Raw genomic sequence first — 19716 nt, 5'->3', positions numbered from 1 at the left:
ACTAATATTCCTCCTCTTCTAAATCTATAAATTCTTCTGCTAGTTCCAAATAAGCTATAGAGCCCCTACACCTTTTATCATAGTAAATAACAGGTTTTCCATGACTTGGAGCTTCTGCAAGCCTTACATTTCTTGGAATTAGAGTTGTATATACACTTCCTTTAAAATATTTTTTGACTTCTTCAACTACTTGTATTGATAGATTAGCTCTCCCATCAAACATACTTAAAACAACACCCTGAATCTCTATGTCTGCATTTAATCTTGATTTTACCAATTTTATAGTCTCCATCAATTGACTAACTCCCTCTAAAGCATAATATTCACATTGTATAGGAATTAAGACACTATCTACAGCAGTTAGACAATTTATTGTAAGCATCCCAAGTGAGGGTGGACAATCTAAAAATATATAATCATATTCATCTGCTACTGCTTTTATGGAATTTCTTAAAATATACTCTCTATTACTTTTAGAAGTAAGTTCTATTTCTGCACCTGATAACTCAGTAGCTGATGGAACTAAATCGATATTTTCAAACTCAGTATTTATTATTGCTTCTTTAATATGTAACCCATCTAGCATAATTTCATAGATTGTATTTTCTACTTCATTTTTATTAATACCATATCCACTAGTTGTATTTCCTTGAGGGTCCAAATCTAATACTAATATTTTCTTTCCTAAGATTCCTAAACTAGCACTTAAATTTACATTTGTTGTAGTTTTTCCGACTCCACCCTTTTGATTGAATACAGCTATAACTTTGCCCATGATGTTCCCCCCCTTTAAGAATTAAATTAATTTTAAATGTTGACTAGGTGATTTTATAATTACAAATAATGTCTATAAATCAATTTATATTACAAGGCTTATATTACAAAAAAAGATTACTGGTAAGCAGTAATCTCTATTTTTTAGGGATTTTTACAACGACTTCCATGTAATCTCCCTTATCTATTTCATTATACTTAGCATCAATTCCTGTATTTGATATAGCATCAAAGGCCTGCTTTATAGTATTTATGTAAATTCTTATACTCATAGCACCCTTTATATTCTGTTTTTTATCAGGCTCTTCTTGAATTTTGGTTTCTTCTAATATCTCTTGTATCAATTTCTCTGTTTTTTTAACAGTTAATTCATTCTTTATAACTTTATCTAGTACATTTTGCATTAAATCTTCACTTGGTAGTTTAAGGAATGCTCTAGCATGTCTCTCTGTTAAGTTATTCTCTATCAGCTTCATTTTTATGTTGTTTGGAAGCTTTAATATTCTAAGCTTGTTTGCTACAGTAGATTGATTTTTGCCCAATTTCTCTGCTAGTTGCTGTTGAGTAAAAGCATGTTCTTTTATTAAGTTTTCATAACCAATTGCTTCTTCAATGAAATTTAAGTCTTCTCGTTGCAAATTTTCTAATAACGCTAGAACAGCAGAAGATTCATCGTTCATATTATTTATAATTGCTGGTACAGTTTTAAGTTCTGCCAATTTAGCTGCTCTTAATCTTCTTTCTCCAGCAATTAGTTCATATTTACCATCTTTTGCTCTAACTGTTATAGGTTGAATTATACCATATACCTTTATAGAATTACTCAATTCCTCCAATGAAACTTGTGAAAATATTTTTCTTGGTTGGTATGGATTTGGAACTACATCTTCTATAGGTATCTCCATAACTCTTTTATCTTCCATAACATACCTCTCTTATTTTAGATATAAATATTTTTGTTCTCTATATGTACATACAAATTTATTTCTGCATCCACTTTAATAATTCCTTTATTTTTGTTTTGTTTAAGATAAGCTTAATTATTTCCTGAGAAATAATTAAGCTTACCTATAATAATCTTTTAACTATATAATAGGATTCTTAGCTGGTTTCCCAGCCTTTCTAGGATACTTAACTGGTGTTTCTTTTATTTTTTTAAAAACTAATATATTATGATTTAAATCTATTTCTGGCAATTCCACATCTATTTTTTCAACAAATTCTAGCCCCAAAATATCAATAGCTTTTTGTGATTCTTCTAGTTCTAAATTAGCATTTGGTCCCTTTAGACAAATGAAATATCCTCCAACCTTTACAAATGGTACACAAAATTCCATAAGAATTGGTAATCCAGCTACAGCTCTCGCTGTAGCAATATCATATTTTTCTCTATACTTTTCATCTTTACCAAAATCCTCAGCTCTTCCATGTATAAATTTAATATTAGCTAGCTCTAGTTCTCTACTAACTTCCTCTAAGAAGTTTATTCTTTTATTTAAAGAATCTAATAAGGTAAGCTCTAAATCATCTAAGCATATTTTTAATGGTAGACCAGGAAACCCAGCACCTGTACCAACATCTATTATAGACATACCATTTTTTATATATCCATTTTTTACAGCTGAAATAGAATCTAAAAAATGCTTCACATATACCTCTTTTTCATCTTCTATGCCAGTAAGATTCATTTTTTGGTTCCAATCAACTAGTATTTCTCTATATTTTTTAAATTTTTCTAGCATACTCTCATTAATAATTATGTTAAAACCTTCAATCCCATTTTTCAGAAGTTCTATGTTAGTCACCTTTGCCACCTCTAGTTCTTCTGACTTGTTCTAGATATATAAGCAAAACAGATATATCAGCTGGAGAAACTCCAGATATACGAGAAGCTTGTCCTATTGAAATAGGTTTTATATCATCCAACTTCTGTCTTGCTTCTAATCGAAGTCCTTCTATAGATGCATAATTTATTTTCTCATCTAACTTTTTATTTTCAAGTTTCTTAAATTGATCTATTTGTTTTAATTGTTTTTCTATATAACCTTCATATTTAGTTATTATTACACATTGTTCTTTGACTTCCCTTGAAACATCTTCGCCAGCGCCTTTTCCTAATTCTTCAAGTAATTCATAAGTAACCTCTGGTCTCTTTAAAAACTCGTATAACGAAATTCCAACCTTTATTGGTGCCGCTCCTTTTGCTTCCAATAGGCTATTTACTTCTTTTGGTGTAACTCTTTCATTTTTTAATCTTTCAAATTCTTTCTCTACAGCAGTCTTTTTATTTATGAATCTTTCATATCTATCTTTTTTAACTAATCCTATATCATAACCTTTTTGAGTTAGTCTCATATCTGCATTATCTTGTCTCAAATACAATCTGTATTCTGCTCTTGATGTCATCATTCTATAAGGCTCATTAGTCCCTTTAGTCACAAGGTCATCCAATAAAACACCTATATATGCCTCTGAACGGTCTAATACAAAAGGTTCTTTTCCTTCTATCTTTCTAACTGCATTTATGCCAGCCATAAGCCCTTGAGCTGCGGCCTCCTCATATCCAGAAGTCCCATTAAATTGTCCAGCACTAAATAAGTTCTCAACTCCCTTTATTTCCAAACTTATTTTTAGTTGTGTTGGGTCAACACAATCATATTCAATGGCATATGCAGGTCTCATTATCTTACAGTTTTCAAGTCCTTTTATCGTCTTGTACATATCTAATTGCACTTCAAAAGGCAAACTAGTTGAGATTCCTTGGATATACATCTCTTTAGTATTTAAACCTTCTGGTTCTATAAATAGTTGATGTGATGTTTTATCACTAAATCTCACCACTTTATCTTCTATAGAAGGACAATATCTTGGCCCAGTACTTTCTATTACTCCACTATACATAGCAGACCTTTTTAAATTTTCCAATATAACCCTCTGAGTTTCTTCAGTAGTTCTTGTTAAATAGCAAGGCTCTTGTTCTTTTTCTATATTTTCATTCATAAATGAGAAAGGAGTTACTTTTTCATCACCTTCCTGTAAAGACATCACAGAAAAGTCTATACTATCTCTATGAACTCTAGCTGGAGTTCCTGTCTTAAATCTTCTCATTCTCAGACCCAATTCAACTAAACTATCTGTAAGGTATTTTGCATATCCTAATGCATTAGGTCCTTCATAAAATGCAACCTCACCCATATATATTTTTGAATTTAAATAAACTCCAGTAGCTAGTATTACAACTTTAGATTTAAATGAACATCCTAGCTTAGTCCCAACTCCTGTTACAACATTTCCTTCATGTAACATTTCCACAACTTCATCCATAGTTATATCAAGGTTTGGTTCATTTTCTAACGTCTTTTTCATTTCTTCATGATATTTAAATTTATCTGCTTGAGCTCTTAAAGAGTGCACTGCTGGTCCTTTGGCAGTGTTTAACATTCTACTTTGTATATATGTCTTGTCTATATTTAATCCCATTTGACCACCTAAGGCATCTATTTCCTTAACTAATTGACCTTTACCAGTTCCACCAATTGATGGATTACAAGGCATCAATGCTATAGAGTCTAAAGACATTGTTATTATCAAAGTTTTATATCCCATTCTTGCAGTAGCCAAGGCAGCTTCACATCCAGCATGTCCTGCCCCAACCACTATAACATCATATTTTCCTGCTTCAAACTTTATCATTTATAATTCCTTTCTTTTAAATTAATGTTTCATGAGAAACACTATAATTTTTTAACACCTATATAATCAAAAAATCAAATTTGTTTTACACCTTACTTACCTATACAGAAGTTATGGAATATATTATCTAATAAATCCTCTGTTACTGTATCTCCATTAATATAACCAAGATAATCCCATATATTTTTTAAGTCTACTTCTACAAAGTCAAATGGCATGCTTTGTTCTAAAGCAATTAAAGCATCTGTAGCAGATTTATATGCTTTATTAAGTGCATCTTTATGTCTAGAATTTGTTACTACTAAACTAGAGTTATTTTTAACACTACCTTTATATACCATAGACTCTATTTTATCTTGTAATTCTTCTATACCTTCTTGCTGTAAAGCTGATATTTTTATTATACTATTATTTTCTACATATTTAAGTATTTTTTCTTCTTCAATTTCCTGTTTTAAATCATTCTTATTTAATAGTACTATTGTTTGCTTATCTCTAAGATTTTCTAATATCTCTATATCTTCTTCTGATAGCTTTCTAGATGCGTCTAAAACCATTATAATCAAATCTGCACTAGTAAATGATTCTTTAGACTTTTCAACACCTATTTTTTCAACTATATCATCTGTATCTCTTATACCTGCTGTATCAACAATTTTTAAAGGTATTCCTTTTATATTTACAAACTCTTCTATAACATCTCTAGTAGTTCCTGGTATATCAGTAACTATGGCTCTATTCTCTCCTAAAATAGAGTTAAGTAATGAAGATTTACCTACATTTGGTTTCCCAACTATTACTGTTTTTAAACCTTCTCTAAGTATTTTTCCACTTTCAGCTGTATCATATAATTTTTTAATTTCCTTTTTAAGTTCATCAGTTTTTTCCTTAAGAGTCTGATATGTTATATGTTCAATATCTTCCTCAGGATAATCTATAGCAACTTCTACATGGGCTAATATCTCAGTAACTTTATCTCTTAGTTCCCTTATTCTTTTTGATAAAGAGCCTTCTAATTGGTTTTGAGCAACTTCATGAGCTATATCTGTTTTAGCCTTTATAACATCAATTACTGCCTCTGCCTGTGATAAATCTATTCTCCCATTTAAAAACGCTCTTTTAGTAAACTCTCCAGCTTCTGCTAACCTAATATCTTTTGATAATATTAATTCTAATATTTTCTTTACTGATATAAATCCACCATGACAATTGATTTCTATTACATCTTCTCCTGTATATGAATTTGGACCTTTCATATATGCCAATAAAACTTCATCAATTACATTTTCATCGTCTACTATATTTCCATATATTAATGTTCTCTTATTATATTCTTTAATACTCTTTCCTGACATAGACTTAAAGATTTCTTCTGCAACCTTTAAGGATTTTTCTCCACTTATTCTAAGTATTCCTATACCACCTTCTCCAGGTGCTGTAGCTATTGCTGCAATTGTATCATCTATAAACAAATTTATCACCTCTTAATTTATAATTTTTTACATATAGATTTACTTTTGGCTAATCACAATAATGTAATAATATTAAAAAATAAAACCCCCTAATGTTTAGGAGGTTGATTTTATCTTTTACACTCAATTACTAATCTTCTATATGGATCGGTACCTTCACTATATGTAATTACATATTTGTCATTTTGAAGAGCTGAATGTATTATTCTTCTCTCATACGGATTCATATAATCTAATTTTTTAGTTTTTCTTGTTTTCGCTACTTCTCTAGCAACTTTATTAGCATATCTTATTAAAGATTCTTCTCTTTTTGATCTATAGTTTTCTATATCTACAAGTACTCTTGTATGAGAATCCTTATTTATTTTATTAAGAGCTAATCCAGTTAAAAATTGAATAGAATCTAAAGTTTCCCCTCTTCTACCAATTAAACTTGCAGCTTCTTTGCCTTCAATATCAACCATGATTAAATTATCTTTTTGAGATACATTGACTTTGGCATCAACATTTGCATTTTTCAACATTACCTCTATAAAATTTTTAGCTACATCTAGTTCCCTCTCGATAACAAAAATTTCATAAGTACCATCTTTAGCACCTATAAGACCTAAAAACCCTTTGCTTGGATTTTCAAGTATTTCAACTTCTATATCCTCTGCTTTTAAATTTAACTCTGCTATAGCCTTACTTATAGCTTCTTCCTTGCTTTTACTTTTTATTAATTTTAGGCTTTTTCTCATTAACTTTTTCCTCCTTAGAGTTAGCAGCCAGTTTAGCTTTTAAAGGATTCATTATTAAGTAATATTGAGCTATTGAGAATAAGTTACTTACTGTCCAGTACAATGTAAGTCCTGCTGGGAATATAAATCCCCAATAGAAAGACATACCTGCCATTACATATGTCATTACTTTCATAGAGCCTTGTAATTGATCTTTTGGAGTCATTACTTTTTGCATTACATATGCACTTGCTCCTGAAAATACTGCTAGTACATAATCTGGTGCTGTTAAGCTTTTTATCCATAAAAACCCATTATCAGCTGCTAAAAATGCAGCTTGATTTGCAAAAACGCCATGAGCAACTGGCTCTCTCAAAACGCTAAATAATCCTATTAATATAGGAAACTGTATTAATAAAGGTAAACAACCAGATAGTGGATTAATTTTAGCCTCTCCATATAACTTAACAATTTCTTCATTTTGTTTTTCTGGCTTATTTTTATATTTTTCTTGTATCTCTTTTATACGAGGTTGTATATCTTGCATTGCCTTTGTTGACTTAGTCTGCTTAACTGTTAATGGTAATAAAATAATCTTTACAAGAATAGTAAAAAGTATTATAGAAATACCATAGTGGTTAACAAATTCAAATATTACCTTAAGAATCATTCCTAAGAAATTTCCTATTATATTCAATTTTTTTATACCTCCTAATAGTTACTCTCTTTTATTTTAGAGGATCGTAACCTCCTGGATGAAAAGGATGACATTTTAAAACTCTTCTTACTGTTAAATACATACCTTTTACAAATCCATATTTCTTAAATGCCTCTATTGAATATTGTGAGCAAGTTGGATAAAATCTACAGGTAGGTCCCTTTAAGGGAGATATATATTTTTGATAAAATCTCACTAAATAAATACATAAATTCGATAAATGCTTACTTATTTCCTTTAATATATAAATTATTTTATTCAAAGTTATGAACCTCCATATTTATAGCATACAATTTAAATAGAAATATCCGTTCTTTTAACTAAGTTTTTTATAGACTTGTCTATGTCTTTAAAAGTAGCATCTTTACTAGATACTCTTGCTATAAATACTATATCATATCCAGGCTTAATTTTTTCATCAATATTTAATCTGTAGACTTCTTTTATTAGTCTTCTTACTCTATTTCTAGTGATGGCTTTTCCTACTTTCTTCGAAACAGAAATACCCACTCTACTATAATCTGATTTATTTTTAAGTATATATATTACTAAATATTTGTTTGCAAAAGATTTGCCGTGTTTATATACTTTTCTAAAATCAGAGTCCTTTTTTAACCCTTTAGTCCTATTAAAGTCCATAGTTAACCTCCATAAACACAGCTATGAATTGTAATTATTTACACAAAAAGGCCACCTTTGCAGCGGCCCTTTTGTAATTAATGAGTTAATCTATTTCTTCCTTTAGCTCTTCTTCTCTTTAACACGTTTCTTCCGTTAGACGTCTTCATTCTTTTTCTGAAACCATGTTCTTTACTTCTTTGTCTCTTTTTTGGTTGATAAGTTCTTTTACTCATTATTTTGCACCGCCTTTCAGATTTCATTTTCCGTTTATAAAAATAATAACTTTACCCTCAAAGTAAACATAACACATATAATTATAAATACTTTTACCACTGTTGTCAACGAGTTTTTGGGACGCTTCTATCACAAAATCTACCATATATATATTATGTATTTTTTTTATTGAAAATACTAGTAAAAATCTATTTAATTTTATTCTAAATTATTTTTTTCAATTATATACACAAATAAAGTAATTTTAACATGTTTATATTTTTATCAACAATTAGTTAATATTGTGGATAAATTAGTTACAAATCATTGAAGTTTGACATATATTTTGATATTATAAATATACTTGTTGATAATGTGCATAAATGTTATCAACTTATTAAAAATTATTCACAGCTTGTGGATACTTTTGTGTATAACTTTTAAGATTACTGACAATACTCTAGTTATAATCACCATTTATTGTATGTTTATGTTATTTATAACTTTATCTACATATTGTTTATATCTTTTCATATTTTTTTAATAATTTATACTATTATTAATTTATCAACACCATTATCCATAAATTTAGTTATTCTGTAAAATTTATATATGTTTTTGCTTTTCTGTTAATAACTTTGTGGAAAATATTAATTATTCTGTTCGGAGGTTTATATTATGGATATAGTTTCTTTATGGGACAAAACCCTACAATTAATAAAAGGTGACTTAACTTCAGTAAGTTTTAATACCTTTTTTAAAAACATCGTACCATTAAAAATACATCTTAATGACTTAATACTGTTGGCTCCTAGTGATTTTAATAAAGATATCTTAGAAAACAGATATCTGCATTTAATTGAAGATGCCATAAATCAACTGTCATTAAAAAAATATAATATTAAATTTGTATTGAGCGAAAAAGAGGTTGCTGACCTAAATTCTGATAGTACAGATTTAAATTATAGAGTACTTTACCCTAACCTAAATCCAAAATACACATTTGATACGTTCGTTATTGGTAATAGCAATAGATTTGCTCATGCTGCATGTGTTGCGGTCGCTGAATCTCCTGCTAAGGCTTACAATCCACTTTTTTTGTATGGAGGAGTTGGGCTAGGTAAAACCCACTTGATGCACGCTATAGGGCATCACATTGTTAGTCAAAAAAAAGACTCAAAAGTTGTTTATGTTTCTTCAGAAAAATTTACTAATGAACTTATAAACTCTATAAAAGATGATAAAAACGAAGAATTTAGAAATAAGTACAGAAATGTAGATGTATTATTAATTGATGATATTCAATTTATAGCGGGAAAAGAAAGAACTCAAGAGGAGTTCTTCCATACGTTTAATACTCTTCATGAGGCAAATAAACAAATAATTATATCTAGTGATAGACCACCAAAAGATATACCTACACTAGAAGATAGACTAAGATCGAGATTTGAAATGGGACTTATAACTGATATTCAAGCACCAGACTTTGAAACGAGAATTGCTATACTTAGAAAAAAAGCTCAATTGGAACGCATCGAAGTACCAAATGAAGTTATGTCATATATAGCAAAAAATATTAAGTCAAACATAAGAGAACTAGAAGGTGCCTTAACTAGAGTAGTTGCCTATTCTTCTCTTAGTAATAGAGTGATATCTTTTGATCTTGCTACAGAAGCTTTGAAAGATATTATAACTACATCTAAAAATGAAGAAATAAATGTTCTTAGAATAAAAGAAAAAGTATCTTCTGTATTTAGTATAAAAATGGAAGATTTTAATTCTAAAAAAAGAACACGCTCAATAGCTTATCCTAGACAAATAGCTATGTATTTAACGCGCGAACTTACTGATTTATCCCTTCCTAAAATAGGAGAAGAGTTTGGGGGTAGAGACCACACAACAGTAATTCATGCTCATGATAAGGTATCTAAAGATATAGCAGAAAGCGAAGAAATTAAAACTAAAATAGAGAAAATCATATCAGATTTAAAGGGATAATTTATACACAATTGTCTGTTTATATCTATTGGATAACTTGTTAATATTTTTTTTGAATAAAAATTATTAACAAATAATTAAGTCTCTAATAACAAAGATATTAACATTTTATACACATGTTGATATCTTTGTATTTATAACGTTATAAGTACTTATTAACATTATCAACAACACCTACTACTATTACTACTATGATTTTAACTTATTTTTTTATATAAAAGACCAAAGGAGGTTATCCACATTGAAAATAATTTGTAACCAAAAAATCCTAGCAAATAGAATTGGGATTGCTCAAAAAGCTATTAATGGAAAAACAACTATAGAACTATTAAAGGGTATACTTATATCTACAGAAGAAGGTCAATTAAAACTTACTGGATATGATGCTGAGATAGGAATAGAAACGTATGTACAAGCAGAGATTATAGAAAAAGGTGATGTTGTTGTAGATGCAAGATTATTTGGAGATATAATTAGAAAATTACCAGATTCGTTTGTTGAGATAGAAACAGATTCAGAAAATAATATTTACATAAATTGTGTAAATTCAAGATTCAAGATTAAAGGATATGCAGCTAAAGAATTTCCTAAGCTACCAGAATTAAACGAAGAAGATTTATATAGCATACCTCAAGAAATTCTAAAAAATATGATTAAACAAACCGTATTTGCTATTTCACAGGACCAAACAAAACCTATTTTAATGGGAGAACTTTTAGAAATTGTGGATAGAAATTTGAATTTAGTCGCTATTGATGGATATAGATTGGCTGTAAAAAGTTGTTCAGTGGATAGTTTAACTGAAAATATAAAAGTTATAATTCCAGGAAAGACACTTATAGATGTAAATAGCTTACTTTCTGGAGAAGATAATGTTAAGGTTGGATTTAATGAAAAAAATGCTATTTTTATAATTAATGATACAAAAATTATTACGAGATTGCTTGAAGGAGATTTTATCGATTATAAAAAATTATTACCAAGAGAGCACAATAGTAGAGTTAAATTAAATACTAAAGAACTTTTAAATAGTATAGAAAGGGCATCTTTATTATCTCAATCAGAAAAAAATAATCTTATAAAATTATCTATAAGAGATAAAGTAATGGCAATTACCTCTAATACAGAAAAAGGAAATGTATATGAAGAAGTTGAAATAGATTTAGATGGAGATTATTTAGATATAGCTTTCAATTCTAGATACTTTATTGAAGGTTTAAAAAATATAGATAATGAAGAAATATTTATAGAATTTACTACAAATGTAAATCCTTGTATAATTAAACCAACAGATGATGTTAATTATATTTACTTACTACTTCCAGTAAGAATATCATCAAATATATAGCAGACATGAAGGAGTTGTCTTTTGTAGAAAAATTTTTCTAATATTAGACAACTCCTTTTATAAGCACATTTATGGTATAATATACTTTTAGTGTATCAATAGGGGTTTACCTAAAATAGTGACAAGGAGGAACTATTATGACTGAAATAACTATAGAATCAGAATATATAAAGTTGGACCAATTTCTCAAATTAGCAGAGATTGCATCAACAGGAGGCCATGCAAAATTTTTAATTCAAGAAGGTTTAGTGACAGTAAATGATGAAATAGAATTAAGAAGAGGAAAAAAGATAAAATCAGGAGATATAGTTGAAATAGAAGGAACTAAAATAAAAGTATTGTAAAAAAGGAGAACTTTTTGTGAAACTTAAAAGTTTGCAACTTGTTAATTTTAGAAATTATGAAAAGTTGCATCTGGAATTTAATGGAAAAGTAAATCTTCTTGTTGGGAAAAATGGTCAAGGAAAGACAAATATAGTAGAATCTATTTATATGCTCTCTTTTGGTAAATCATTCAGAACCAACAAAGATAAAGAAATGGTTAGATTTAATAGTGAAAATTTATATATTGGAGGAAGTTTTTCAAAATATAATAAATATAGTCTAATAGAGCTAATTATTGGAAAAGATAAAAAGGGGATACGAATAAATAAAGTCCCTTTACAAAAAATACAGGAATTACTTGGCAACTTAAATGTTGTCATATTCTCTCCTGAAGATTTGAGACTGGTTAAAGAAGGACCTAAAGAGAGAAGGACATTTATAGATAAAGAGATTAGTCAGATTATGCCTAAATATTATAAATATCTTACCAATTATAATAAAACACTTTCTCAAAGAAGCAGAGTGCTTAAAAGCATGCATGTTGATGAGGCTTTATTAGATGTATATGATGATACATTAGCAAAGTATGGAAGTTATATTTATATTTTACGTAGAGATTTTGTAAAAAAGATAGCTAATATATCTGAAAATATGCATATGAATTTGACTAATGGAATTGAGAAATTGTCAATTAGATATAAGAATCAAATAAATATAACTGATGAAGATACTATAGAGACAGTATATAATAAATTTTTAGCCAAGTTGTCATCGAATAGACCTAATGATATAGAATCTAAGACTACCAGATATGGTATACACAAAGATGACTTAAATATATTCATAAATGATTTAGATGCAAGACTTTTTGGTTCACAAGGTCAACAAAGAACAGCTTCAATATCATTAAAGCTATCAGAAATAGAATTAATAAAAAATGAAGTTGAAGAATATCCAATATTAATTTTAGATGATGTTTTTAGTGAGTTAGATGAAGCACGACAAAAACTTTTAGTAAACAATTTAAGCAATGTTCAAATGTTTATAACAAGTGCTGAGGTTTCACATAAAAAAATATTTGATGAAAAGGATGTTACAATATTTAATATTGAAAATGGCGATGTTATTAGCATAGAGAATGGAGGAAATTAAATGAAACAAGAATACGGTGCAAGTCAGATACAAGTATTAGAGGGATTAGAAGCCGTTAGAAAAAGACCAGGTATGTATATTGGTAGTACAAGCCCTAGAGGTTTACATCACTTAGTTTATGAAGTTGTAGATAATAGTATAGATGAGGCTTTGCAAGGATATTGTTCAGACATATATGTATCTATCAATGAAGATGGCAGTGTTTTAGTAAAGGATAATGGAAGAGGTATACCTGTTGAAATACATCCTAAGACTGGTAAATCAACTTTAGAAACAGTATTAACTAATCTTCATGCAGGAGGAAAGTTTGGAGGCGGAGGATACAAAGTATCTGGAGGTCTTCATGGTGTTGGTGTTTCTGTAGTTAATGCACTGTCAAAATGGATGCTAGCAGAGGTTTATTTAAATGGAAAAGTATACAAGCAGACATATGAAAAGGGATTACCAACATCTAAACTTGAAGTAGTTGGAGAATCACAAGATAAAGGAACAATGATTCAGTTCATGCCAGATGAGACAATATTTGATGAAATAGAATTTAAATATGAAACATTGGAGTATAGACTTAGAGAACTTTCTTTTTTGAATAAAGGTATAAAAATAGTATTTGAAGACAAAAGAGAAGGTCAAGAGAAAAGAAAAGAATTTCACTATACAGGTGGCTTGGTGGAATATATTAAGTATTTAAATAAATCTAGAACTGGTATACATGATGACATAGTTTATATAGATAAAAAGGTCGATGATTGTTTTGTCGAATTAGCTATGCAATATACAGATGGTTATACAGAGAACATATATTCCTTTGCAAATAATATAAATACACATGAAGGTGGTTCTCATTTAAGTGGATTTAAAGCTGCTCTTACTAAAACGGTAAATGATTATGCTAAGAGAAATAAATTTTTAAAAGAAAATGATGTTAACTTACTTGGTGAAGATATAAGAGAAGGTCTTACAGCAGTGGTATCAGTTAAATTACCAGAGCCTCAATTTGAAGGTCAAACTAAAACAAAACTAGGTAATAGTTTTATGAGAGGTTTAGTTGATAGTGTAACAGTTGATGAACTTGGGTCCTTCCTAGAAGAAAACCCAGCAACAGCTAGAATAATAGTTGATAAAGCTTTAAGAGCACAAAGAGCTAGAGAAGCTGCAAAAAAAGCAAGAGAGTTAACAAGAAGAAAAAGTGTACTAGAAAGTACATCCTTACCTGGAAAACTTGCAGATTGTGCAGAAAAGGACCCTGCCAAAAGTGAAATATTCTTAGTCGAAGGGGATTCAGCAGGAGGTTCAGCTAAACAAGGTAGAGATAGAAATAGCCAAGCTATACTTCCATTAAGAGGGAAGATACTTAATGTTGAAAAATCAAGACTAGATAGAATATTATCTTCAGATGAAATAAAAAATATGATAACAGCTTATGGTTGTGGTATTGGAGAAGATTTTGATATAGATAAAGCTAGATACCATAAAATTATAATTATGACCGATGCCGATGTAGATGGAGCTCATATAAGAACTTTATTATTAACATTCTTCTTTAGATATATGAGACCTCTTATAGATGAAGGTTATGTTTATGCAGCACAACCGCCTTTATATAAAGTAACAAAGCAAAAAAAGGAACATTATGTTTATTCAGATAAAGAACTAAATATCTTATTAGATGAAATTGGAAGAAATGGTGCGGAGCTTCAAAGATACAAAGGTCTTGGAGAGATGAATGCAGAGCAATTATGGGATACAACTATGAATCCTGATACAAGAACATTGTTACAAGTAACAGTAGAGGATGCGGCAATAGCAGATGAAGTATTTTCAATGCTTATGGGTGATAAGGTTGCTCCAAGAAAAGAATTTATAGAAGAAAATGCAAGATTTGTTAGAAACTTAGATATATAGAGAGAGGGGATTAGTATACATGGAAGAAAAAAACAAAATACTCCCTATTGAAATAGCGGAAGAAATGAAAAAATCATATATTGATTATTCTATGAGTGTTATAGCTGGACGTGCTCTTCCTGATGTTAGAGATGGTTTAAAACCAGTTCATAGAAGAATATTGTACTCAATGAGTGAATTAAATTTAACTCCAGATAAGCCTTACAGAAAATCAGCCCGTATTGTTGGGGACGTTTTAGGTAAGTACCATCCTCATGGAGATACTGCTGTTTATTATGCAATGGTAAGAATGGCTCAAGATTTTTCAACTAGAGCACTTTTAGTAGATGGTCATGGTAACTTTGGTTCTGTTGATGGAGATTCACCAGCAGCTATGCGTTATACAGAAGCCAAAATGAGTAAATTATCATTAGAGTTATTAAGAGATATAGAAAAAGAAACTGTAGACTTTAAACCAAACTTTGATGAGTCATTAAAAGAGCCTTCAGTATTACCAGCAAGATATCCTAATTTATTAGTGAATGGTTCTAATGGTATAGCTGTTGGTATGGCAACTTCAATACCTCCACATAATTTAGCTGAGGTAATTGATGCAACGATATATTTAATTGATAATCCAGAGTGTAGTGTAGATGATTTAATAAAATTTGTGCAAGGTCCAGATTTTCCTACAGCTGCGATTATAATGGGAAAAGAGAGTATAGCAGAAGCATACAGAACTGGGAGAGGTAAAGTTAAAGTTAGGTCTAGAGCTTTTATAGAAGAGCTTCCAAAGGGAAAACAACAAATAATAGTTACAGAGATACCTTATCAAGTAAATAAAGCTAAATTAGTTGAGAGAATAGCTGAGTTAGTTAAAGAAAAAAGAATAGAAGGTATATCAGATTTAAGAGATGAAAGTAATAGAAATGGTATGAGAATTGTTATAGAATTAAAGAGAGATGCTAATGCTAATATAGTATTAAATAATCTGTATAAACATTCTCAAATGGAAGATACTTTTAGTATAATAATGCTTGCACTTGTAGATGGACAACCAAGAGTTTTAAATCTTAAGCAAATATTATATCATTATATTAAACATCAAGAAGATGTTGTTACAAGAAGAACTAAATTTGAATTAAATAAAGCTGAGGCAAGAGCACATATTTTAGAAGGATTAAAAATTGCTTTAGATAATATAGATGCAGTTATAAGCTTGATAAGAGCTTCAAAAACAGGTCAAGAGGCTAAACAAGGTTTAATAGATAAATTTAATTTAACTGAGATTCAAGCACAAGCTATATTAGATATGAGACTTCAAAGACTTACAGGTCTAGAAAGAGATAAGATAGAAGCTGAATATGAAGAGTTAATTAAGAAGATAAATAGATTAAAAGAAATTTTAGCTGATGAAAGATTACTTTTAAATGTAATAAAAGACGAAATTACAATAATAAAAGAGAACTATGCTGATGAGAGAAGAACTGAGATAAGACATGCTGAAGGCGAAATAGATATGAGAGACCTTATAAGCGATGAAGAAATAGCAATAACTCTTACTCACTTTGGTTATATAAAGAGACTTCCATCGGACACTTACAAGAGTCAAAAAAGAGGTGGAAGAGGTATTTCAGCACTTACAACTAGGGAAGAAGATTTTGTAAGACACTTAATAACTACAACTACTCATAGTAGACTGTTATTCTTTACAAATAAAGGTAGAGTATTTAAACTAAATGCATATGAAATACCTGAAGGTAAAAGACAAGCTAAAGGTACTGCTATAGTGAATTTACTTCAATTATCAGCAGATGAAAAAATTGCTACATTGATACCTATAGATGGAAATGATGAAAATGAATATTTACTACTTACAACAAAAAAAGGTATTGTTAAAAAGACTAAGAGAGAAGAGTTTAGAAATATAAATAAATCTGGTCTTATTGCTATAGGTTTAAGAGATGATGATGAACTTATTGGAGTAGAACTTACAGATGGAAAACAAGAAGTACTTTTAGTCACTAAAGATGGTATGTCTATAAGATTTGATGAAAATGATATAAGATATATGGGTAGAACAGCAATGGGTGTAAAAGGTATAACTTTAAGTAAAGACGATTTTGTTGTGTCTATGAACCTTTGTAGTAAAGGTACAGATGTATTAGTTGTAAGTAAAAATGGCTTTGGAAAAAGAACAAATATAGAAGAATACAGAAGCCAAATAAGAGCTGGTAAAGGAATTAAAACTTATAATATATCTGAAAAGACTGGCACAATTGTAGGTGCAGATATGGTTAATGAAGATGATGAGATAATGATTATAAATTCTGATGGAGTTCTTATTAGAATAAGAGTTAATGAGATATCACTATTTGGAAGGGTTACAAGTGGTGTTAAATTAATGAAAACTAATGACGAGGTCAATGTAGTTTCGATTGCCAAAATAAATATTGAAGAAGAATAGGATAAATATCCTATTCTTTTTGTATAATGTACTTAGATAAAAATTTAAAATTGAAAGGAGTAATTGTTATGTGTAATAAAAAAAGTTGTAAAAAAGGTGGATTTTTATTAATAGGAGCTATTTTAGGTTTTGTATTTGGTCTGTTTTTTGCACCAAAAAAAGGTTCTGAATTAAGAAAAGAAACAAAAGAGAAGTTTAATGATGTGAAAGAAAATCCAAAAGAAGTTCTACATGAAACATTTAATGATGTCAAAGAGAGAATAATAAATTTAGTAGATGATGATAATAATGAAGAAGATATAAAGATTTCTGAAGAAGACATAGTAATAAGTAAAAGCTTTGATGAGGAGGGAGATGTTAACTAATGAATGCATGGGGGTGGCAGATTGGAGCAGTGTTAGTAGGTAGTTCTGCTCTTATAGTAGCAATTTATTTAGCAAAAACTCTAAATAGTCTAAATAAGGTTGTTGAAAAGGCTTATAAAATTGTAGATTATAATGAGAGACACATACAGGATATTGTTGAGAATGCGTCATCAATATCAAAGGGAATAGATGATATAGTTTATGTAATTAACAAAATAATGAGTATAGGAAATATATTTAAAATTATTAAGAGGAAATAGGAGGTTTTTACATGTCTATGAATATAGATTCAAATTTAGATTCTCAAAATAAATTTTGGAATGTTTGTCTTGATGGAGAACTTGATGTTTCTACAGCAGATAAACTAAAGGAACATTTGCATAACTTGATAGAAAAAAATATGTTAGATGTAAAAATTAATCTTAAAGATTTAGATTATATAGATTCAACAGGTTTAGGAGCTATGATAGGTGTATTAAAAAAATTAAAAATAAACGAAAAAGAGATATACATAGTAAATCCTAAGAGTAATGTCAGAAAGATTTTTACTATAACAGGTCTAGATAAAATATTTAAAGTGGAGGGATAGACTTTGGCTTGTGAGACTATAAAGATGGAAATTACTACAAATCCGGATTATGTTAGTATAATAAGATTAACAGCGTCTGGAATTGCTAATAAAATGGGATTTCCAATAGATGATATAGAAGATATAAAGGTAGCAGTATCAGAAGCGTGTACAAACGCAATAAAGCACAGTAAAGATGATGTGTTCAATATAGTATTTAATATCTTAGACAATGCAATTAATATAGAAATTCAGGATAATGGAAAAGGATACGATGTTAGCTCAATAAGTACACCAGATTTAGAGAATCCAAAAGAGAGTGGTCTTGGACTATTTATAATTAGAACTTTAATGGATGATGTAGATATTGAATCGGAACACAATCAAGGAACAAAAATAAAAATGACTAAATATTTAGGAGTTGATATTTAATGAAAAATGTAGCTAATGCTACACATTACCTAAATATGGATACAAAAGAGCTATTTAATTTATATAATAAAAATAAAAATGTAGATATTAGGAATATTCTTATTGAAAGGCATCTGTATTTAGCAAGATTGTTAGCTAAGAAGTATATAAATAAGGGTGTTGATTTTGAAGATATATATCAAGTTGCTTCATTAGCGTTAATTTATGCTATTGATAGATATGATGTTGAAAAAGGATTTGAATTCTCCAGTTTCGCGACACCAACTATAGTAGGAGAAATAAAAAAATATTTTAGAGATAAAGTATGGACACTTAGAGTACCAAGAAGAATACAGGAACTAAGTAAAAAGATAAGTGATGCAAAGATTAAATTGGAGCAAGAAAATAAAAAGCATCCGAAAGTAAAAGATATAGCTGATTATATAGGAGTTAGTGAAGAAGATGTTCTAGAGGCTATGGAAGCTTCTTACGGGTATCAACCTATGTCTTTAGATTCATCAAGTAATGATGATTCAGAAGATAAAGATATAACTCTTATTGACAAGATAGGAAAAGAAGAAGGTAATTTTGGAAGTATAGAGTATGAAGATTTTATTAATAAGTTTATTAAAACTTTGAATGAATTGGAAGTAAAAATATTTAAAGATAGATTTTTCTTTGATAAAACACAATCTAGTATAGCTAAGGAATTAGAGATATCTCAGATGACTGTTTCTAGACTGGAGAAAAAAGTAGTAGAAAAGCTAAAAAAAGAATATGAAAAGAATTTATAAAAAAATATAAAAAAAGTATTGACCTACTGTTTTAAAGGTGGTATAGTATTACTTGTCCTTGAAAAAAGGAAAAAGAAATAAATACGAACATTGAAAATTAAACAGTAGGTTAATTTATATTAAGAAACAAACCATAAAGCCAGATATTTTGATAACAATAGTATCTGAGCCTGATAAACTTTTATTTGAGAGTTTGAT

General features: G+C 29.1%; 21 protein-coding genes. 11 read left to right on the top strand and 10 right to left on the bottom strand.

Going from position 1 to position 19716, the window contains the following annotated elements; translation table 11 throughout:
* Position 1: 1 nt before the first annotated feature.
* From KGF38_RS12455 to rpmH, 10 genes are all read right to left on the bottom strand, one after another.
* On the bottom strand, positions 2 to 775 hold the full coding sequence (locus KGF38_RS12455; RefSeq protein WP_054272087.1) for a ParA family protein: 774 nt from the start codon (positions 773 to 775) through the stop codon (positions 2 to 4).
* Between the two features lie 136 nt (positions 776 to 911).
* Positions 912 to 1697: a nucleoid occlusion protein gene (gene noc / locus KGF38_RS12450; protein ID WP_054272088.1), complete on the bottom strand. Its 786-nt coding sequence runs from the start codon at positions 1695 to 1697 to the stop codon at positions 912 to 914.
* A 162-nt stretch (positions 1698 to 1859) separates the two neighbouring features.
* On the bottom strand, positions 1860 to 2579 hold the full coding sequence (rsmG, locus tag KGF38_RS12445) for a 16S rRNA (guanine(527)-N(7))-methyltransferase RsmG (RefSeq protein ID WP_227832423.1): 720 nt from the start codon (positions 2577 to 2579) through the stop codon (positions 1860 to 1862).
* Positions 2572 to 4467: a tRNA uridine-5-carboxymethylaminomethyl(34) synthesis enzyme MnmG gene (gene mnmG / locus KGF38_RS12440; protein ID WP_054272090.1), complete on the bottom strand. Its 1896-nt coding sequence runs from the start codon at positions 4465 to 4467 to the stop codon at positions 2572 to 2574. The genes rsmG and mnmG overlap by 8 nt, the downstream gene beginning before the upstream one ends.
* Before the next feature lie 92 nt (positions 4468 to 4559).
* Complete coding sequence (gene mnmE, locus KGF38_RS12435; protein ID WP_054272091.1) at positions 4560 to 5939, bottom strand: tRNA uridine-5-carboxymethylaminomethyl(34) synthesis GTPase MnmE; 1380 nt, start codon at positions 5937 to 5939, stop codon at positions 4560 to 4562.
* 110 nt (positions 5940 to 6049) lie between these two features.
* Positions 6050 to 6679 carry an RNA-binding cell elongation regulator Jag/EloR gene (gene jag, locus KGF38_RS12430; protein ID WP_054272092.1) on the bottom strand — a complete coding sequence of 210 codons (630 nt, stop codon included), beginning with the start codon at positions 6677 to 6679 and terminating at the stop codon, positions 6050 to 6052.
* Complete coding sequence (locus KGF38_RS12425) at positions 6648 to 7355, bottom strand: YidC/Oxa1 family membrane protein insertase (RefSeq protein WP_021386599.1); 708 nt, start codon at positions 7353 to 7355, stop codon at positions 6648 to 6650. Before KGF38_RS12425 ends, jag begins: the two co-directional genes overlap by 32 nt.
* 31 nt (positions 7356 to 7386) lie before the next feature.
* Positions 7387 to 7638 (bottom strand): membrane protein insertion efficiency factor YidD, encoded by a 252-nt coding sequence (gene yidD / locus KGF38_RS12420; protein ID WP_021386578.1) that lies wholly within the window; start codon positions 7636 to 7638, stop codon positions 7387 to 7389.
* 32 nt (positions 7639 to 7670) lie between these two features.
* Positions 7671 to 8015: a ribonuclease P protein component gene (gene rnpA, locus KGF38_RS12415; protein ID WP_003420486.1), complete on the bottom strand. Its 345-nt coding sequence runs from the start codon at positions 8013 to 8015 to the stop codon at positions 7671 to 7673.
* 77 nt (positions 8016 to 8092) lie between these two features.
* Positions 8093 to 8230, bottom strand: coding sequence for a 50S ribosomal protein L34 (rpmH, locus tag KGF38_RS12410; RefSeq protein WP_003420485.1), 138 nt, complete (start codon positions 8228 to 8230; stop codon positions 8093 to 8095).
* Positions 8231 to 8888: 658 nt separating this feature from the next.
* On the opposite strand from rpmH, the gene dnaA reads away from it, so the two are divergent.
* The 11 genes from dnaA (at position 8889) to KGF38_RS12355 (ending at position 19518) form a co-directional block, all read left to right on the top strand.
* A complete protein-coding gene (gene dnaA, locus KGF38_RS12405; RefSeq protein ID WP_054268626.1) occupies positions 8889 to 10208 on the top strand; it encodes a chromosomal replication initiator protein DnaA in 1320 nt (439 codons plus the stop codon).
* Between the two features lie 241 nt (positions 10209 to 10449).
* Entirely contained in the window at positions 10450 to 11556 is a 1107-nt protein-coding gene (dnaN, locus tag KGF38_RS12400; RefSeq protein WP_021408963.1) for a DNA polymerase III subunit beta, read from the top strand.
* Positions 11557 to 11693: 137 nt separating this feature from the next.
* Positions 11694 to 11900 (top strand): S4 domain-containing protein YaaA, encoded by a 207-nt coding sequence (gene yaaA, locus KGF38_RS12395; protein ID WP_003420479.1) that lies wholly within the window; start codon positions 11694 to 11696, stop codon positions 11898 to 11900.
* 16 nt (positions 11901 to 11916) lie between these two features.
* Positions 11917 to 13032 carry a DNA replication/repair protein RecF gene (gene recF, locus KGF38_RS12390; RefSeq protein ID WP_054268627.1) on the top strand — a complete coding sequence of 372 codons (1116 nt, stop codon included), beginning with the start codon at positions 11917 to 11919 and terminating at the stop codon, positions 13030 to 13032.
* Complete coding sequence (gene gyrB / locus KGF38_RS12385; protein WP_054268628.1) at positions 13033 to 14934, top strand: DNA topoisomerase (ATP-hydrolyzing) subunit B; 1902 nt, start codon at positions 13033 to 13035, stop codon at positions 14932 to 14934.
* Between the two features lie 19 nt (positions 14935 to 14953).
* Positions 14954 to 17380, top strand: a complete 2427-nt coding sequence (gyrA, locus tag KGF38_RS12380) for a DNA gyrase subunit A (RefSeq protein WP_054268629.1) — start codon at positions 14954 to 14956, stop codon at positions 17378 to 17380.
* Positions 17381 to 17448: 68 nt separating this feature from the next.
* The gene (locus tag KGF38_RS12375; protein ID WP_054268630.1) at positions 17449 to 17745 is read left to right on the top strand and encodes a YtxH domain-containing protein; all 297 of its coding nucleotides are present in this window, start codon (positions 17449 to 17451) and stop codon (positions 17743 to 17745) included.
* Positions 17745 to 18005: a hypothetical protein gene (locus tag KGF38_RS12370; RefSeq protein ID WP_021386594.1), complete on the top strand. Its 261-nt coding sequence runs from the start codon at positions 17745 to 17747 to the stop codon at positions 18003 to 18005. The genes KGF38_RS12375 and KGF38_RS12370 overlap by 1 nt, the downstream gene beginning before the upstream one ends.
* An 11-nt stretch (positions 18006 to 18016) precedes the next feature.
* Positions 18017 to 18334: an STAS domain-containing protein gene (locus KGF38_RS12365; protein WP_054268631.1), complete on the top strand. Its 318-nt coding sequence runs from the start codon at positions 18017 to 18019 to the stop codon at positions 18332 to 18334.
* Between the two features lie 3 nt (positions 18335 to 18337).
* Positions 18338 to 18745, top strand: coding sequence for an ATP-binding protein (locus KGF38_RS12360; RefSeq protein WP_021386612.1), 408 nt, complete (start codon positions 18338 to 18340; stop codon positions 18743 to 18745).
* A complete protein-coding gene (locus KGF38_RS12355) occupies positions 18745 to 19518 on the top strand; it encodes a SigB/SigF/SigG family RNA polymerase sigma factor (RefSeq protein WP_021386626.1) in 774 nt (257 codons plus the stop codon). Before KGF38_RS12360 ends, KGF38_RS12355 begins: the two co-directional genes overlap by 1 nt.
* Positions 19519 to 19716: the final 198 nt, after the last annotated feature.

The organism is Clostridioides sp. ZZV14-6387 (assembly GCF_020657835.1).
Lineage (GTDB): Bacteria > Bacillota > Clostridia > Peptostreptococcales > Peptostreptococcaceae > Clostridioides > Clostridioides difficile_A.
This window is presented reverse-complemented; position numbering and strand designations above follow the sequence as displayed.

Coding starts and splice junctions, on each gene's coding strand:
- KGF38_RS12455 (WP_054272087.1), bottom strand. CDS start 775: ATGGGCAAAGTTATAGCTGTATTCAATCAAAAGGGTGGAGTCGGAAAA.
- noc (WP_054272088.1), bottom strand. CDS start 1,697: ATGGAAGATAAAAGAGTTATGGAGATACCTATAGAAGATGTAGTTCCA.
- mnmG (WP_054272090.1), bottom strand. CDS start 4,467: ATGATAAAGTTTGAAGCAGGAAAATATGATGTTATAGTGGTTGGGGCA.
- jag (WP_054272092.1), bottom strand. CDS start 6,679: ATGAGAAAAAGCCTAAAATTAATAAAAAGTAAAAGCAAGGAAGAAGCT.
- rnpA (WP_003420486.1), bottom strand. CDS start 8,015: ATGGACTTTAATAGGACTAAAGGGTTAAAAAAGGACTCTGATTTTAGA.
- rpmH (WP_003420485.1), bottom strand. CDS start 8,230: ATGAGTAAAAGAACTTATCAACCAAAAAAGAGACAAAGAAGTAAAGAA.
- dnaA (WP_054268626.1), top strand. CDS start 8,889: ATGGATATAGTTTCTTTATGGGACAAAACCCTACAATTAATAAAAGGT.
- yaaA (WP_003420479.1), top strand. CDS start 11,694: ATGACTGAAATAACTATAGAATCAGAATATATAAAGTTGGACCAATTT.
- gyrB (WP_054268628.1), top strand. CDS start 13,033: ATGAAACAAGAATACGGTGCAAGTCAGATACAAGTATTAGAGGGATTA.
- gyrA (WP_054268629.1), top strand. CDS start 14,954: ATGGAAGAAAAAAACAAAATACTCCCTATTGAAATAGCGGAAGAAATG.
- KGF38_RS12375 (WP_054268630.1), top strand. CDS start 17,449: ATGTGTAATAAAAAAAGTTGTAAAAAAGGTGGATTTTTATTAATAGGA.
- KGF38_RS12370 (WP_021386594.1), top strand. CDS start 17,745: ATGAATGCATGGGGGTGGCAGATTGGAGCAGTGTTAGTAGGTAGTTCT.
- KGF38_RS12365 (WP_054268631.1), top strand. CDS start 18,017: ATGTCTATGAATATAGATTCAAATTTAGATTCTCAAAATAAATTTTGG.
- KGF38_RS12355 (WP_021386626.1), top strand. CDS start 18,745: ATGAAAAATGTAGCTAATGCTACACATTACCTAAATATGGATACAAAA.